Source organism: Faecalimonas canis (genome assembly GCF_054601575.1).
The window spans coordinates 26,069-40,762 of sequence record NZ_BAAHSI010000032.1 but is presented as its reverse complement, the minus strand read 5'-3'; the positions used below and the strand labels follow the sequence as shown (position 1 = coordinate 40,762).

Sequence of the window (14,694 nt, the reverse complement as noted above, 5' to 3'; positions counted from 1 at the left end):
ACTTTGTCTACAGTCTGAGAAAAGACAGTATAAACTATCTTTTCTATCTTTTCTTCCTACTGCAATACAGGAATCTTTATTTCATTCTTCTCTCCGTTTATCTCACAGTCAAATAAATATACCGGCTGATAATATCCTTTTGAATCCGTTTCATATCCTATTTTGCACTCTTTAACCAAAACGGAAAGTTTATCTTCTCTTCCGTAAGGATACCAAAACTTACCCGAACAGATTTGTTCAAATGCTTCCTGCTCACTTATTCCCTTAAATGTTTTATATATTTTACATTGCTTTAATCCGTAATGCACTTCCAATATTTTTCCGTCTTCGCTTAATTCTCCGCTAATCTGTCCGTCCATCATACTGCCATTTTCCATAAACTTTTCTACGGAAAATCTATATCTACCTTCAGTTTTACTAAAAACTGCCTTCTTAGGAACAATGATACCATATTTCTCAAGTACTTTGCGAACCTCTTGTTCGGAAATGTCTGTTTTCACTTTATCGGTTTCAGAAAACGGCTCATTCAATTCATATGTTCCGCCTGCATAATCTACCCAAAGACTTTTCTGGTCTTTCGCATAAAAAACAGCAGTATCTTCATAAAAATCATTTCTCTCTACATCCAATTCCGTACCTAACCTTTGAAAAAATTTTTTCGCAAAATCAATCGTATCCGCTTTGCTCCACATCTTAAACCGATATACCTGAACTTTCTTTACTTTTTTACTATATTGATTATTCGTTTTTACTTCTAACTTGTCTTTATCATAAGTTACAATATACTGTCCACCCACATTTCCAAGTTCTTTATTACTATAGGAAATAAAAATCACTGAAAAACCGACAAGACAGATTATAAGCGGTAACTGTAGACTCACAACTTTTTTCCAAGAAATCTCCTCGTTTTTATACTTCTTAATAATTATAACAACAAGTACATAAATTCCATACCCAATCATCATTCCCACTGTGTTATGCAGTATATCGTCCAGTTCAAAAATTCCTCTTTTCCCGAATAATTGAACTACTTCTATAAATAATGTAAATAGAAAACCTGCCAGATATGTCTTCCAAAAACTTCTGAAAAACTTCATTACACTCGGCAATAAAATTCCAAGAGGTACAAACATACATATATTTAAAATGATATTTCGCCATGCCGTTACGGAAAAATTTATCCAGGCATCACGGTAAGAATAAAATAGTGGTAAAACACTTCCACTCCCCCATGTTTCCGTTCTACTGAGTAAGGTCACTCCCAATACAATTACCATGTAACTTCCAAGTGCAACCCACCCGAAAACCTTACTTAATTTGCATTTTTTCTTCCCTTTTAGCAAAAATCTATACACTGCAAATACAATTACCATAATAATAGAAATGCCAATAACTCCCAAAATTAAATATTCTTTTCCCATTGAAATCAAATCTACGATTCTCATTTTTATCTCCCCTTATGTTCTTTTGAATTTATTTCTTTTTTAAATAATTTTTGAGTTCATCAATAATCTCCTTATGTTTTCTCGGCGTCATGCGAGGAAACGCTTTCATAAGACGCTTCATGTTTTTCGCATTATGTACTGCTAACTCCCGATATTTCTGTTTCAACTCAGCAATCTTTTCAGCCATTTCTTCAGAAATATCATCCCTTCTCTCACTAACTTCTAAAACACCTTTTGAGATATTTTGTCCGATTTCATCAGAAATGCGATGCAACTCTGCTGCGATTTCTTCCATTCTTTCTAAATGTTTATTCACTTTCAAAATCTTAGAAACCGTTGCAAAAAGATCTGCCAAAATCGCTATACCGAAAATCAAATCCAAAACAACCAGAAGCCATACAGGAAGGAATACAACTCCTTTATAGATAAGCGGATGAATCCATTTTACAATTGCTACACAGGCAACTCCCCAAATAAGTGAAAACAACAGGCATACATATCCATTTAGATTTAACGGCATCCCTGAATAATCCCACCATTTATTATGAAAAATTTTATCCAGTGCAAACCCTGTCAGCCACTCTAAAGCCGTCACAACAATTACCGATGTTACATATAACAAAAACAAATTTGACTTATACGGCATTAAAAGTTGTACAACCATAACAACTCCCACCCCGTAAATCGGGCAAATCGGTCCGTTTAAAAATCCTCTGTTGACAAACCGTCTTTCCTTTACAGCCGCAAATGCCACTTCTGTGCACCATCCTAAAAATCCATATATGAAAAAGCATATAATTATTTCATATCCATTCATAGCCTTTCTCCTTTCAATTAACGTGACTTTATTATAACACAATTCCTCCTTTTACCAACAAAATACTTGAATTTTGCTTCATATCGTTTTACAATATTCAGCAGATAATAATTATCAATAGCATTTGGAGGTTTACTCATGTATTTGAAACAGGGCTTAAATCATCATGTATATCGTGTAGAGAATATTGATTTAGAATTACAGTTAGAGCGACGTTTGGAAGCACTTGGACTTACTCACGGTACGCTTATAACTATTCTGAACAATAATAAAAAAGGCGCTCTTACAATAAAATTCCGTGGTACACGCTTTGCTATCGGCAAACGAATTGCAGAGCATATCACAGTAACCGAGGTGAAAAATGGATAATGTAATTAAAGTAGGATTTATCGGAAATCCAAACTGTGGAAAAACAACTCTTTTCAATGCCTTCACCGGTGCAAATTTAAAAGTTGCAAACTGGCCCGGCGTAACCGTAGAAAAGAAAGAAGGCACAACAACATATAAAGGCGACACATTTAAACTTATTGACCTTCCGGGAATATACAGCCTAACTTCCTATACAATGGAAGAAAAAGTTTCCCGTGAATGCATTTTAAGTGATGACGTAGATGTTATCGTAGACGTAGTGGATGCATCCTCATTGGAGCGTAACTTATATCTTACTCTTCAATTGATTGAATTAGGAAAACCTGTTATTCTGGCTTTGAATATGATGGATATTGTTAAAGAACGTGGAATGGAAATTGATTTGCACAGACTTCCTGAGATGCTTGGAATCCCTGCAATTCCTGTTTCCGCCCGCAAAAAAACAGGGCTTTCCATACTTCTGCACGCTATTGCACATCATAAAGATTATGCACAGCAGAGTAAATTCATTCATCATCATCATGAGCATACTCCAAAGCATCATCATAATCATCATCATGAATATGCCATGGTATATTCCGATGAAATTGAAGATAAAATTGACTTAATTCAGGATGAATTTGACAAACACTATCCTGACAGTGATTTAAAAAGATGGCACGCTATCAAAATTTTAGAAAATGATGCTGAAGTATTAAAACGTCATCCGCTTGAATTGTCACATCTTTTAACAAAAAATTATGAAACAGAAATTATCAACCAAAAATATGATTTTATAGAAGAAATCATAAAAGAAGTTTTAGTAAATAAAGCCCAAAAAGAAGAACGAACAGAAAAAATTGATTTTTATCTGACGCACAAAATATGGGGACTTCCTATATTCCTTGGCATTATGGCGCTTGTCTTCTTCTTTACCTTTACTATTGGGGACTGGCTGAAAGGATACTTTGAGATTTTCTTAGAATTTTTCTCCGGAAATATTGCTAATATACTTGCCTCTTTCCACGCAAGTGATATGGTTATCTCTCTTGTTGTAGACGGTATTATTTCGGGAGTAGGCGGTATCCTTACTTTCCTACCAAATATTTTCATCCTCTTCCTCGCCCTTGCTTTCCTTGAAGACAGCGGATATATGTCGAGAGTTGCTTTTGTCATGGACGATATTATGAGTAAATTAGGTTTATCAGGACGTGCATTTATTCCCCTTCTTTTAGGATTTGGTTGCTCCGTTCCTGCCATTATGGCTTCTCGTGCATTAGAACACAAAAAAGACAGGCTGAAAACAATTCTTGTGACACCGTTTATGTCTTGCAGCGCAAGATTACCGATTTACGTTTTGTTTTCACAAATGTTTTTCCCGAAACACGCCATGCTTGTTTCCTATTCTATGTACCTTATTGGAATTATTGTTGCAATCGTAACTGCATATATCATTTCTAAATTTGACGGAAGTAAAGCAGAACACGCTCTGCTTATTGAACTTCCTGAATACAAGACACCAAACGCGCATACAATCGCAATTTATGTTTGGGAAAAAATAAAAGATTATCTGACAAAAGCGGGAACTGTTATCTTTATTGCATCTGTCATTATGTGGATTTTATTAAACTTTGGTCCAACCGGATATGTGACGGATATTACACAGAGTTTCGGCTCTATGGCAGGAAGACTTATCGTTCCTATATTCAAACCGCTCGGTCTTGGTTACTGGCAGATTATTGTTGCACTTATCGCCGGAATTGCCGCTAAAGAAGTTGTTGTTTCGAGTTGTGGTGTACTCTTTGGCATACAGAACATTACTTCCACAAGTGGTATGAGCGCTTTGGCCGCTACACTTGGCGGAATAGGATTTGGAACGGCAAATGCATACGCACTTATGGTATTCTGTCTTTTATATGTACCGTGTACCGCCACAATCGCTACAATCAACAGAGAGGTTCATAGTAAAAAACTTACATTTGCAATTATTAGTTTCCAGCTTATCGTTGCATGGGTGATGAGTTTTATCGTATACCGTATCGGTTTACTTTTTTAAATAAAATCAACAAAAAATACCAAATCTTGATGTAACATCAAAATTTGGTATTTTTATACCTCTTTTTAAAAATATTTCTTATATTTTTTATAGTGGTTCATACATCTGAGCCAATACATAATCCTTCTCTTCAGACACATATCCTCTTTATAATAGAAGGAATCACATACTTTCCCCTGTTTTACTAATTCTTTAATCTTAGCAATCTTATCTTTATCCTTTACATATTTATAGACAACTCCAAGGGGAACAACATGCCAGAAATATTCATCTTTTACATAAGTTGTCGGAATTTCTTTATGATATACATAATCATCCACAACATATTTTGCTAAATTGTAACCTCCGCCTGTTACACGATAGTGGCTTCTGCCCTGTCTGATATTAATTTCAAACATTTTATATTTACCGTCACGATAGTCATATTTTAAGTCGCAGTCCGCAAAGCCTTCATATCCAATATCTTCCATTAAAAACTGTATTTTTTTCATTAATTCTTCATTATAATCTGACATTGTAATTGTTGCTGCATTGTTACCAATTGCTGTAGGAGTATGTTCTTCCAACACAACATTTCCGAGATTCATCATTTTTACTTTATGGTCACTTCCAACATAGATTTGCAAATCATACATCGCCGCGTCTTCACCCGGAACTTTCTCTTGAATAATCATGTTATCATCATAACCGTTTTTGTAAATCAATTTCAATGTGTCCACTAACTCTTCTTTCGTATCGATAAAGTATGCCTTGTGAAAACCTTCAAATTTATTGCGATGAAACTTAACACTATCTGAAGCTTTCAACACTACCGGAAACAACATATCTTTTAAATCAAACTCAAAATTCATTTCCGGTTTATAGATAAATGTTTTTGCGTAATCTAAATTGTATTTCTCACACAATTCATAGAAAGTTTCTTTTAAGACAATGTTATCCAACACTTCCTTATCCGTATAAGGTAAAATAAATTTATCCTTTAATTCAGCCTTATTTTCCACAATCAGACGTACATAGTGGTCTGCACAACCGATGAGAATAAGTTTCTTCGCTTTTCCGTATTTCTTATATATGCCATTCATTTCCTTAAGAAAAACTTCCGTCTTGTCCAATCCCGCTCTTTCTCTATATACAAGAATCTTACTGTTTGCAATGATATTGCTGGAACTTCTCGCTACAACTAATGACTTAATTCCATACTCTTCATGAAATGCTCTTGCCATACTGTATACATTAATATCACTGGCCAACAGCACAGGTAAAAATTCTACTTTTTCCATTATTCTATCTCCTTGCTTTTATTTGCATTAAATACTAAAACAGCCTAACCTTATTAATTATATCAATTCACTATCATTCTGTCACTATTATTTACATAAAAACTTTCATTGCCACCGCTCCCAGACAAAGACAGGGTCCAAACGCTATCTCTTCCTCTTTCCCTATCTTTCCCAAAATATATTTTCCTACAATAACTATTCCCGCCAAAAATATGGCAGTTGCAAAACTATAAAACCATTTTTCCGCTCCCAAATAATAACCGAGTGCAACACTCAATTTCACATCCCCTCCACCGAAACTTGCCGGAACCAAAATCAGTATAAGAAAAAAGACTATTCCTGCCGTCATCGCTCCCACAAACCATTTAAGAGCAAAGCCCTTGCACAAACCACACAATAATAAAATCAAAATCCATTTATTTTCTATTTTTTTATATCTTATATCCTGTATGGAAATAATAAACAGTAGAAATATCCATATACCATCTAATACTATATCTTCACCCTCTTTCTAATCATTTATAAATAAGAAGGTATGCCAAAAGACATACCTTCTTGTTATGATATATTTTTCAATTTTTTCTTTGCTAAAAGTTCTACTTCAATCGGGTCTATTGCATCCACAGGATTTTCTTCCTTCTCTTTTCCTTTTCGTTTATGCGCTTTCAGAAGATTTCCTCCTTTATTGTATATCCAGAAAGAATATGTCAAAATCTTACTCGCCTTGCCCAATTTCTCCTTTGTTGTCTTCGCATATAATGTCCCGCCAACTTCAATCGGAACTTTCTTTCGGATTAGCGTAATCAATTCTGTTTCACAAGTAACATACTCAGGTAAAATCGTATATGCCTTTCCAACACATTCCGGTTTGTGAGAGTCGCTTCCCGCAACCGCCGGTTTATGATAGCGTGTTACCAATTTCATCGCCGCTTCATTAGATACTTCCGGTTCACACGCATTAAATCCTTCAAAGAAATCAAATCTCTTAATTAATTCCGGTGATTTAAAAAATCTTTTCGTATTTGTATAACTCAAATATTTCTCTCCACATGGATGTGCAGGTCCTAAAATACCACCGTTCTTATGAACAAAATCAATCAGAACAGACACCGGAAGGCCTTTCACCTCTAAAAGACGCATCTTTACCCCTTCCGGCATAATAACAATAATATGTCCCGCATCTCGCGTATCATACTCGATACCTTTTAACACAACAAAATCCGTATGTTTTTTCCCACGCATATTTTCTTTCCAGTAACGGTATCCTTTGTAAGTATTATGGTCTGTAATCAACATTCCCTGAAAACCATTTTGTTTTAAAATTGTAATATATTCATCCAAACTTACTTTACTGTCTATCGAACCTTCCTTCACATGACAGTGCATATCTATCTTCATAAGAAAGCCTCCTTTGCTTTATTATGTGTTGTAAGTTTATTATACCGCTTTCAAGAAAAACTAGCAATGTTATTACATCATTTCGTTGTATTGTTCACCAATATTTAAGATATGATCACCGATTCTTTCAAAATCCGTAAGAATTTCCGAAAAAATAATTCCTGTTTCTGCTCTACAGTTACCTGTTTTCATTCTTTCAATCTGTTCTTTCAGATAGATTTCTTTCATATCATCAATCTTCTGTTCATTCTGAGCAGCCTTTTCCAAAACCTTTTCCGCTTTAGAAATATCCGTAACAGTAACATCTTCTAACGCTTTTGCACAGAGTAATTTCATCTCTTCAACTTCTTTTAACGCTGACTCAGAAAGTTTCATCTCCCACTGTTTCAAATCTTTTGCATATCCTAAGAAATTCATCGCGTGATCTCCCACACGTTCAATGTTAGAAATAATTTTATAATATGCATTAATTCTTCGCAAGTCTTCGTCTGCCATTTCTGTTCCCATAAGACCTACGATATATTTTGAAATTTCTTTATTTAAATAATCGATATATTCTTCTCTGTCCAACATTTTTGCTTCATCAATTTTGTCTATGCGAAGAAGTGCATTGAAACCTGTTTCCGTATTTTTCTTTACCATTGTAAGCATACGGTTTACTTCACTTTCCACCTGCGAAATCGCAAGAGCAGCATTACCTACTGCATAACTGCTTTCAAATTTTTCAATATATGCCAATCTGTGTTCTTCTTCATCATCCTCTTTTGATTCCGGAAGAATTTTCACTGCTAGTTTTGCCATATAAGTTCCTACAGGAAGAAGTAATAATGTTGTTGTAATGTTAAAAATTGTATGTACATTGGCAATTTGTGCAACCGTATCATTAGGAGTTAGTGTTTCCACTAAATGAACGAACGGTGTAAGCAAACAAATAACCGTAAATAAAATCGAACCGATAATGTTAAACATTAAATGAATAACTGTTGTTCTCTTCGCATTTGTCTTTGTACCGATAGATGCAAGCACTGCTGTAATACAGGTACCGATATTTTGTCCAAACAAAATATATACGGCACTTGAAAGAGGAACTACTCCTGTCTGTGCTAATGCCTGTAAAATACCGACAGAGGCCGATGAAGATTGAATAACCGCAGTAAATATAGCACCAACAATAATACCAACAAGCGGATTACTTGCATTTGCCATAAATCCGATAAATGTTTCAGATTCCTGAAGAGGTGCCATTGCATTTCCCATTGTTTCCATACCGATAAATAAAATTCCAAGTCCGGCAAGGATTTCACTGATATGTTTTACTCTCTCATTTTTAATAAATGTGATTGATGCCACACCGATAAATGCAATAAGAGGTGCAATTGCTCCTATATCAAGTGCAATTAACTGTCCGGTAATAGTTGTACCGATATTCGCACCCATAATTACCCATACTGCCTGATTTAATGTCATCAAACCTGAATTTACAAATCCGACTACCATAACCGTAGTTGCTGAAGAAGACTGAATTACCGCCGTAATTGCCGCACCGACAACTACACCTACGATACGATTAGATGTTACTCTCTCCAAAATCTTCTTCATTTTATTACCTGCTGCTGCTTCCAACCCGTTACTCATCATCTGCATTCCGTATAAAAATAATGCAAGTCCACCGAGTAACATAAATACTTCTGCCATTCCCATTTCTTTGTTCTATCCTTTCTTTCCTATCTTATCCTATGCGCTAATTAATGTCAGAGAACAATTCCTCTTTTTCCCATCCATCTGATGTATCTGACGCATTCGACGAATATGATATTCCAGAAAGTTCCATATTTCCGTAAATGTGTCCCCTCTTCTGCTTTTCTTTGACCGAAAATAAAGAAAACACATTAGTAAAAAATAAAAATATATTCTAATTCTATTCTTCCTCATCGCAGGGGTACTTGTATGTACTTTTCCACGTACCATGACTACCGCACTGTCTTTTTCCACTACCCGCTCTAAAAAACGCTTCTTTATTGTGTTTTTATCCTGCGTATACATAGATAATGGTTCTTCAACTACAATCCATTCATCCGTATTTGCAAACGCGAGTAAAAAGATTAGAAAAAACATCAATATTTTTTTCATCGTCATACCCTTTCTTCCTTTTTACCACTTAGCACAATAGCATATTCGCCGCACTTCTGTCAATCAGAAAATCAGGCACACAAATTATACTTTTTCTCTTGTGAAATATATATCAAATATGGTAGAATTGAAAAGATTGAGTTTTTAACTAACGATAAAATATTAAATACTAAAGGAGTACAAACAGATGAAACAAAACTTTTTCAGTGGCTTGATGGCGGGTGCTTACATCTCTCTGGGTGCAATGACTTTCCTGATTATACCTAATCAGATAGTTGCCTCTCTTTTCTTTGCTACAGGAATTTTTCTTGTGTTCAACTTCAGCAATATGCTTTTTACAAGAGTATGTCCACTTATGGTTGCCACAAAAGAATACGGTGTGATAGATTTGGTTATGGCCTGGCTCGGAAATGGTGTCGGTGCATTTATTATCGCCACACTTGTACATTTTTGCAGATTTGAAGGCAAAATCTTAGAGCGTCTTCAACCAATTGTGGATACAAAACTTGCAGATTCCCCACTCAGTTTATTTATTATGGGAATTATCTGTGCAATTTTTGTAAGTTATGCCGTTCTTCTTGGAAAGAAATATCCAAAAGGATCTTTCCCTCAAATCTTTTATGTATGGCTTCTGATTACCGCATTTGTTTTCGGAGGATACGACCATATTGTTGCAAATATGTATTATCTTTCCGCATACGGATGGGCTTTCGGCGTACAGGTTATGCCTTTCCTAAAAGTTCTTGGAATCGTTACTGCAGGAAACATTGTTGGCGGACTGCTTATCGGTTCTCTTGAGAAAAAACATCTTTAAGTTCTGACAGAGAAGTTGTCTTTGCATAAAGTAACTTCTCTGTTTCCTTATCAGGCTCTGTTAAATCCGGTACCATAATTGTTCTGCATCCTGCACAGTAGGCAGATTTCACTCCGTTTGGTGAATCTTCAACAGCATAACAGTCTTTTGGTTCTTCTCCAATCTGTGTACAGGCATAAAGATAAATATCCGGCATCGGCTTCCCATTTTCTACCATATTTGCACAAATCACTTTGTCAAACCAATGATAAATACCTATTTCTTTCAAGTAGCGAACCGCCCTTTCTTCATCTGTCGCAGTTGCTACCGCTATTTTCAATCCCTGCTCTTTTAAATAAGGAAGAATTTCATCCACTCCCTTTTTCTTTTCAATTCCGTTTTTCTCCAACCAGTCTTTCATTAATTCTTTTCTTCTGTTTCTGACGGCGACATAATCAAAACTTTCTCCATAAATTGACTGTAATTTCGGTTTTGCATATTTTCCCGCTAAACTCCTAATCATTAGAGCATCTTCCCTTTTCATATCATAGCCAAGTTCTTTTCCTGCCTGACACCAGAATTTCACCAAATATTTCTCTGTGTCAATCAAGACTCCATCCATATCAAATATAACTGCTTTCATCTATTATACCACCAGTCTTCCGTTATATCCGGCAATTCCCCCTATATTTATCGCCGTATACCCTATTTTATTCAAAAAGTCCGCCGCTCTTTTTGACCTTGCTCCGCTTAAACAATACACAAAAATCGGTGTTTCTTTCGGAAGAGAAATAGTCGGAATGCGATTAATCGGGATATTTACACTTCCCTCTAAATGTCCCTCATGATACTCCTCTGTTGACCTCACATCCAACAACACCGCATTTTCGGTTTCTTTCATTTTCTGTAATCCTTCTTCTATTTTCAACATTTCGCTCATTTTCTTATCCTCCTAATACTTTTTCTTCTTATTATACCAAATTTCTTTTTATTTACTGTGATAAAATCACATTTTTATTATTGACAAATATATTTTTTTGTCATAGTATATCAAATAGTTCACATTGTAAACTATTTGATATAAGGAGATTACTCTATGAAAGATTATCACTGGACTGAAATGATGGAAAAAATGCAGGATATACGACTCTTCTCCGGTTTACATATTCGGCGAAGTAAAAACGAAGGCATTACATCCTCACAGGAATTAGATTTACTTTCCCGTATAGTATTATCAAACATACCTATGACCCCTCACTCTCTTTGTTCCGCAATGGGACTTAGTAAATCTGCTGTTAGCCGACTTATCGAACATTTGGAAAAAAAAGAATTTCTATACAAAAAATCTAATCCGACAGATAAACGAAGTTATTCTTTACTTATTACCGAAAAGGGAAATGAAGAATTAAATTTAACGTACGCCTATTATTTAGAGCCGATATATCAGTTAAGAAGAGTATTGGGTGATGAACGTTTTGACTCTCTCACCACAAAAATCAAAGAAGCAAATGAATTGTTATTAAAAGAAAAAGGGAGGTAATTAATTTGACTTTTTATCAGGAATTACAATTAAATCAAGTTGGTTCAAAAGCATTATTAAAAACCATTAAAGAGCCTAAAGAAAAAATAAAGCATTGGGCAATCTATTTATTTAAAATATTGCTTACCGTTTCTTTCTGCGTTCTTTTCGTTACTCTGTACACAAAAATATTCGGAGCCGATAACAGTATTGTCGGTGTTGTCGTTCTTTTATCCGTTATGGTATTTCGACAGGCAGACTTGGGAATACACACTCCCCACGGCACTGTTGTTCTGTTGGGAATTTTCGGCATACTTGCCTTTGGTCCTCGATTAACAAACATGGTTTCACCTGTACCGGCTTTCTTTATTAATATTATTTGCATCTTTTTATTAATGTTTTTCGGTTGTCATAATGTGATTATGTCTAATCATTCCACATTCGTACTAGGCTATCTTCTTTTACAGGGGTATGATGTTAGCGGTCACACCTATACAATGCGACTGGCCGGACTTTTTGTCGGAGCGGTAATGACTGCATTTATCTTATACCGCAATCATAAAAAGTACAAATATAAGAGAAGTTTTAAACATTTATTCAAAGAATTTGACTTAACTTCAAGCCGTACACAGTGGTATCTCCGTCTGACTTTCGGCGTATCTACCGCTTTGTTAATTGCTTCTTTATTAAATATTCCACGTGTTATGTGGATTGGTATCTCCGCGATGTCCGTCCTTCTTCCATTCCGTAAGGATTTAGTATATCGTGTGAAATTTCGTGCACCGGGAAATATTCTCGGAGCGGCCCTATTCTTAGTTTTATATACCGTTTTACCCGAAAGTGCTTACGGGTGCATCGGTATGATCGGAGGTATCGGAGTAGGTCTTTCTGCAAGTTATGGATGGCAAACGGTATTTAACTCTTTCGGTGCTTTAGCAATCGCCGTTCCAATGTTTTCACTGTACGGCGCAATATTCCTAAGAATATTCAACAATGCTTTCGGTTCTCTGTACGGTATGGCGTTTGATAAAATTTTCCACTCTGCATTCAATTTCTTTTTAAAGAAAAATAAAGAAACTGTTTCATGCTAATCCAAACAAAAAGACAGGAGTTAAAACTCCTGTCTTTTTATTTGCTTTTTGCCATCTGTTCCGCTTTCTTGTGATAAGCCGCTTCTAAAATATCTACCGTTCCATCAATTCCTAAAAGACTACTGTTCAGTACTACTTGATGCGACTCAATGTCCCCCCATTTTCTTCCTGTATGTGCCTCGTAATAAAGTCTTCTCTCTCTGTCTATCTGTCGGATTTTTTCTTTTGCCTGTTTCTCAGTCAATCCATAGATATCCATAATTCTTCTGACTCTGTCTTCCCAAAATGCATAAATAAATGTATGAATATAATTGGAATAATCTCCCAATACATAGTCCGCACATCTGCCTACAATTACACAGGAACTTCGCTTTGCCAACCGTTTCAAAATCTCTGTCTGTTCTGCATACAACCTATCGCTCACAGGCTCAACAACGGCTTCATTTGTAATAAACGAAGTATAACTTCCTACACCTACAACATAAGCGGAAAGAAATTTTCCAAGCATACTCTCGTCTGCTTCTTCCGCAACCGCTTCATCTAAATGTAATTCCCTTGCTGCCATTTTGACAAGATTATGGTCGTAAAGGGGTATGTCAAGCCTTGTTGCCAATCTGTTTCCAATTTCATGTCCGCCGCTTCCAAATTGTCTTCCAATCGTAATGATAATATTATCAGTCATAACGGTCAGCCTCCTTCTATATAATTCTGAAATTTTATTCTTATTCCTAATTATATCACAGAAACTTTTGTTTTTACAACTTTTATCTAACAATTTTCAGCAATTTTGTGAATCAATATTTCTGTGTCTTTCCAACTCAAACATGGATCTGTAATTGACTTTCCATAAACCCTGTCTTCTGCAATATTCTGACATCCTTCTTCCAGATAACTTTCAATCATAACTCCTTTTACCAGTTTTCTAATCTCAGGGTTATAATTTCTACTATGCAACACTTCACTTACAATACGAATTTGTTCTTTAAATTGTTTGTTAGAATTAGAATGGTTTGCATCCACAATCGCAGCCGGATTTTGTAAGTCCATCTTTTTATATGTATTCTGTAATCTTACCAAATCTTCATAATGGTAGTTCGGAATGCACGTTCCGTATTTATCCACACCACCGCGAAGAATAACATGCGCTAGATCATTACCATCTGTTGTCACATCCATTCCTCTGTAAATGAACGTGTGGGAACTCTGTGCTGCAATTACTGAATTCATCATTACCGAAAAATCTCCACTCGTTGGATTTTTCATTCCAACCGGAATATCCATTCCACTCGCTGTCAATCTGTGCTGCTGATTTTCCACAGAACGAGCCCCAATCGCTTCGTATGATAATATGTCATCAAGATAACTTCTATTTTCAGGATAAAGCATTTCATCTGCAGCAGTAAGACCGCTTTCCTCAATCGCATGAATATGCATTTTGCGGATTGCAATAATGCCACCTAGCAAATCAGGGGCTTTATCCGGTTCCGGCTGATGAAGCATTCCTTTATACCCTGCCCCTGTTGTTCTAGGCTTATTTGTATAAATTCTAGGAATAATCATCAGTTTATCTGATACCTGTTCATTCAATTTAGCCAGACGTTTCACATAATCACAAATTGCCACTTCATTATCTGCTGAACAAGGTCCCACGAGTACGATAAATTTATCGGATTTTCCGGTAAAAATATCTCGAATTTCTTTATCTCTCCGTCTTTTTAATTCTACAATATCTTTTGACAACGGGTACTCTTCTTTTAACTCTAAAGGAAGAGGAAGTTGTTTATTTACTCTCATTCCCATATTGCTTTTCTCCTTCT

Annotated in this window: 16 protein-coding genes; 5 read left to right on the top strand and 11 right to left on the bottom strand. The window is 35.6% G+C overall.

Annotated elements, in window-relative coordinates; genetic code table 11:
- Positions 1 to 56 precede the first annotated feature (56 nt).
- Entirely contained in the window at positions 57 to 1,445 is a 1,389-nt protein-coding gene (locus ACYPXO_RS09295; protein ID WP_459640292.1) for a VanZ family protein, read from the bottom strand.
- A 28-nt stretch (positions 1,446 to 1,473) separates the two neighbouring features.
- Positions 1,474 to 2,262 (bottom strand): putative ABC transporter permease, encoded by a 789-nt coding sequence (locus tag ACYPXO_RS09290; RefSeq protein ID WP_459640291.1) that lies wholly within the window; start codon positions 2,260 to 2,262, stop codon positions 1,474 to 1,476.
- A gap of 138 nt (positions 2,263 to 2,400) precedes the next feature.
- Between ACYPXO_RS09290 and ACYPXO_RS09285 the strand changes: the two genes are divergently transcribed.
- Together ACYPXO_RS09285 and feoB are read left to right on the top strand one after the other, a co-directional pair.
- Positions 2,401 to 2,631: a FeoA family protein gene (locus tag ACYPXO_RS09285; protein WP_459640290.1), complete on the top strand. Its 231-nt coding sequence runs from the start codon at positions 2,401 to 2,403 to the stop codon at positions 2,629 to 2,631.
- Positions 2,624 to 4,666: a ferrous iron transport protein B gene (feoB, locus tag ACYPXO_RS09280; RefSeq protein WP_459640289.1), complete on the top strand. Its 2,043-nt coding sequence runs from the start codon at positions 2,624 to 2,626 to the stop codon at positions 4,664 to 4,666. The genes ACYPXO_RS09285 and feoB overlap by 8 nt, the downstream gene beginning before the upstream one ends.
- Before the next feature lie 65 nt (positions 4,667 to 4,731).
- On the opposite strand, the gene ACYPXO_RS09275 is transcribed toward feoB, so the two are convergent.
- From ACYPXO_RS09275 to ACYPXO_RS09255, 5 genes are all read right to left on the bottom strand, one after another.
- A complete protein-coding gene (locus ACYPXO_RS09275; RefSeq protein ID WP_459640288.1) occupies positions 4,732 to 5,946 on the bottom strand; it encodes a carboxylate--amine ligase in 1,215 nt (404 codons plus the stop codon).
- A gap of 91 nt (positions 5,947 to 6,037) precedes the next feature.
- The gene (locus ACYPXO_RS09270; protein WP_459640294.1) at positions 6,038 to 6,412 is read right to left on the bottom strand and encodes a prepilin peptidase; all 375 of its coding nucleotides are present in this window, start codon (positions 6,410 to 6,412) and stop codon (positions 6,038 to 6,040) included.
- 92 nt (positions 6,413 to 6,504) lie between these two features.
- Positions 6,505 to 7,344 (bottom strand): PHP domain-containing protein, encoded by an 840-nt coding sequence (locus tag ACYPXO_RS09265; RefSeq protein WP_459640287.1) that lies wholly within the window; start codon positions 7,342 to 7,344, stop codon positions 6,505 to 6,507.
- Positions 7,345 to 7,416: 72 nt separating this feature from the next.
- On the bottom strand, positions 7,417 to 9,045 hold the full coding sequence (locus ACYPXO_RS09260) for a Na/Pi cotransporter family protein (RefSeq protein WP_459640286.1): 1,629 nt from the start codon (positions 9,043 to 9,045) through the stop codon (positions 7,417 to 7,419).
- A 33-nt stretch (positions 9,046 to 9,078) separates the two neighbouring features.
- Positions 9,079 to 9,480, bottom strand: a complete 402-nt coding sequence (locus tag ACYPXO_RS09255) for a hypothetical protein (RefSeq protein ID WP_459640285.1) — start codon at positions 9,478 to 9,480, stop codon at positions 9,079 to 9,081.
- Between the two features lie 181 nt (positions 9,481 to 9,661).
- Here ACYPXO_RS09255 and ACYPXO_RS09250 point away from each other — a divergent pair, with 181 nt between their 5' ends.
- The gene (locus ACYPXO_RS09250; protein ID WP_459640284.1) at positions 9,662 to 10,288 is read left to right on the top strand and encodes a formate/nitrite transporter family protein; all 627 of its coding nucleotides are present in this window, start codon (positions 9,662 to 9,664) and stop codon (positions 10,286 to 10,288) included.
- Here the strand turns inward: ACYPXO_RS09250 and ACYPXO_RS09245 are convergent.
- Both ACYPXO_RS09245 and ACYPXO_RS09240 read right to left on the bottom strand, forming a co-directional pair.
- Entirely contained in the window at positions 10,257 to 10,910 is a 654-nt protein-coding gene (locus tag ACYPXO_RS09245; protein WP_459640283.1) for an HAD family hydrolase, read from the bottom strand. The two genes, ACYPXO_RS09250 and ACYPXO_RS09245, sit on opposite strands and share 32 nt — an antisense overlap.
- Before the next feature lie 3 nt (positions 10,911 to 10,913).
- Positions 10,914 to 11,207 (bottom strand): rhodanese-like domain-containing protein, encoded by a 294-nt coding sequence (locus tag ACYPXO_RS09240; RefSeq protein WP_418754949.1) that lies wholly within the window; start codon positions 11,205 to 11,207, stop codon positions 10,914 to 10,916.
- Positions 11,208 to 11,363: 156 nt separating this feature from the next.
- Here ACYPXO_RS09240 and ACYPXO_RS09235 point away from each other — a divergent pair, with 156 nt between their 5' ends.
- The gene (locus ACYPXO_RS09235) at positions 11,364 to 11,807 is read left to right on the top strand and encodes a MarR family transcriptional regulator (protein WP_459640282.1); all 444 of its coding nucleotides are present in this window, start codon (positions 11,364 to 11,366) and stop codon (positions 11,805 to 11,807) included.
- 5 nt (positions 11,808 to 11,812) lie between these two features.
- The gene (locus ACYPXO_RS09230; RefSeq protein ID WP_459640281.1) at positions 11,813 to 12,877 is read left to right on the top strand and encodes an FUSC family protein; all 1,065 of its coding nucleotides are present in this window, start codon (positions 11,813 to 11,815) and stop codon (positions 12,875 to 12,877) included.
- Between the two features lie 37 nt (positions 12,878 to 12,914).
- On the opposite strand, the gene ACYPXO_RS09225 is transcribed toward ACYPXO_RS09230, so the two are convergent.
- Complete coding sequence (locus ACYPXO_RS09225; RefSeq protein ID WP_459640280.1) at positions 12,915 to 13,559, bottom strand: cytidylate kinase-like family protein; 645 nt, start codon at positions 13,557 to 13,559, stop codon at positions 12,915 to 12,917.
- An 86-nt stretch (positions 13,560 to 13,645) separates the two neighbouring features.
- Entirely contained in the window at positions 13,646 to 14,677 is a 1,032-nt protein-coding gene (locus ACYPXO_RS09220; RefSeq protein ID WP_459640279.1) for a 3-deoxy-7-phosphoheptulonate synthase, read from the bottom strand.
- Between the last annotated feature and the right edge of the window lie 17 nt (positions 14,678 to 14,694).

Bases quoted from the DNA above. Each gene is read 5' to 3' on its own strand.
- ACYPXO_RS09240 (WP_418754949.1), bottom strand. From the start codon at position 11,207: ATGAGCGAAATGTTGAAAATAGAAGAAGGATTACAGAAAATGAAAGAA.
- ACYPXO_RS09285 (WP_459640290.1), top strand. From the start codon at position 2,401: ATGTATTTGAAACAGGGCTTAAATCATCATGTATATCGTGTAGAGAAT.
- feoB (WP_459640289.1), top strand. From the start codon at position 2,624: ATGGATAATGTAATTAAAGTAGGATTTATCGGAAATCCAAACTGTGGA.
- ACYPXO_RS09220 (WP_459640279.1), bottom strand. From the start codon at position 14,677: ATGGGAATGAGAGTAAATAAACAACTTCCTCTTCCTTTAGAGTTAAAA.
- ACYPXO_RS09255 (WP_459640285.1), bottom strand. From the start codon at position 9,480: ATGACGATGAAAAAAATATTGATGTTTTTTCTAATCTTTTTACTCGCG.
- ACYPXO_RS09245 (WP_459640283.1), bottom strand. From the start codon at position 10,910: ATGAAAGCAGTTATATTTGATATGGATGGAGTCTTGATTGACACAGAG.
- ACYPXO_RS09225 (WP_459640280.1), bottom strand. From the start codon at position 13,559: ATGACTGATAATATTATCATTACGATTGGAAGACAATTTGGAAGCGGC.
- ACYPXO_RS09295 (WP_459640292.1), bottom strand. From the start codon at position 1,445: ATGAGAATCGTAGATTTGATTTCAATGGGAAAAGAATATTTAATTTTG.
- ACYPXO_RS09235 (WP_459640282.1), top strand. From the start codon at position 11,364: ATGAAAGATTATCACTGGACTGAAATGATGGAAAAAATGCAGGATATA.
- ACYPXO_RS09250 (WP_459640284.1), top strand. From the start codon at position 9,662: ATGAAACAAAACTTTTTCAGTGGCTTGATGGCGGGTGCTTACATCTCT.
- ACYPXO_RS09265 (WP_459640287.1), bottom strand. From the start codon at position 7,344: ATGAAGATAGATATGCACTGTCATGTGAAGGAAGGTTCGATAGACAGT.
- ACYPXO_RS09275 (WP_459640288.1), bottom strand. From the start codon at position 5,946: ATGGAAAAAGTAGAATTTTTACCTGTGCTGTTGGCCAGTGATATTAAT.
- ACYPXO_RS09290 (WP_459640291.1), bottom strand. From the start codon at position 2,262: ATGAATGGATATGAAATAATTATATGCTTTTTCATATATGGATTTTTA.
- ACYPXO_RS09260 (WP_459640286.1), bottom strand. From the start codon at position 9,045: ATGGGAATGGCAGAAGTATTTATGTTACTCGGTGGACTTGCATTATTT.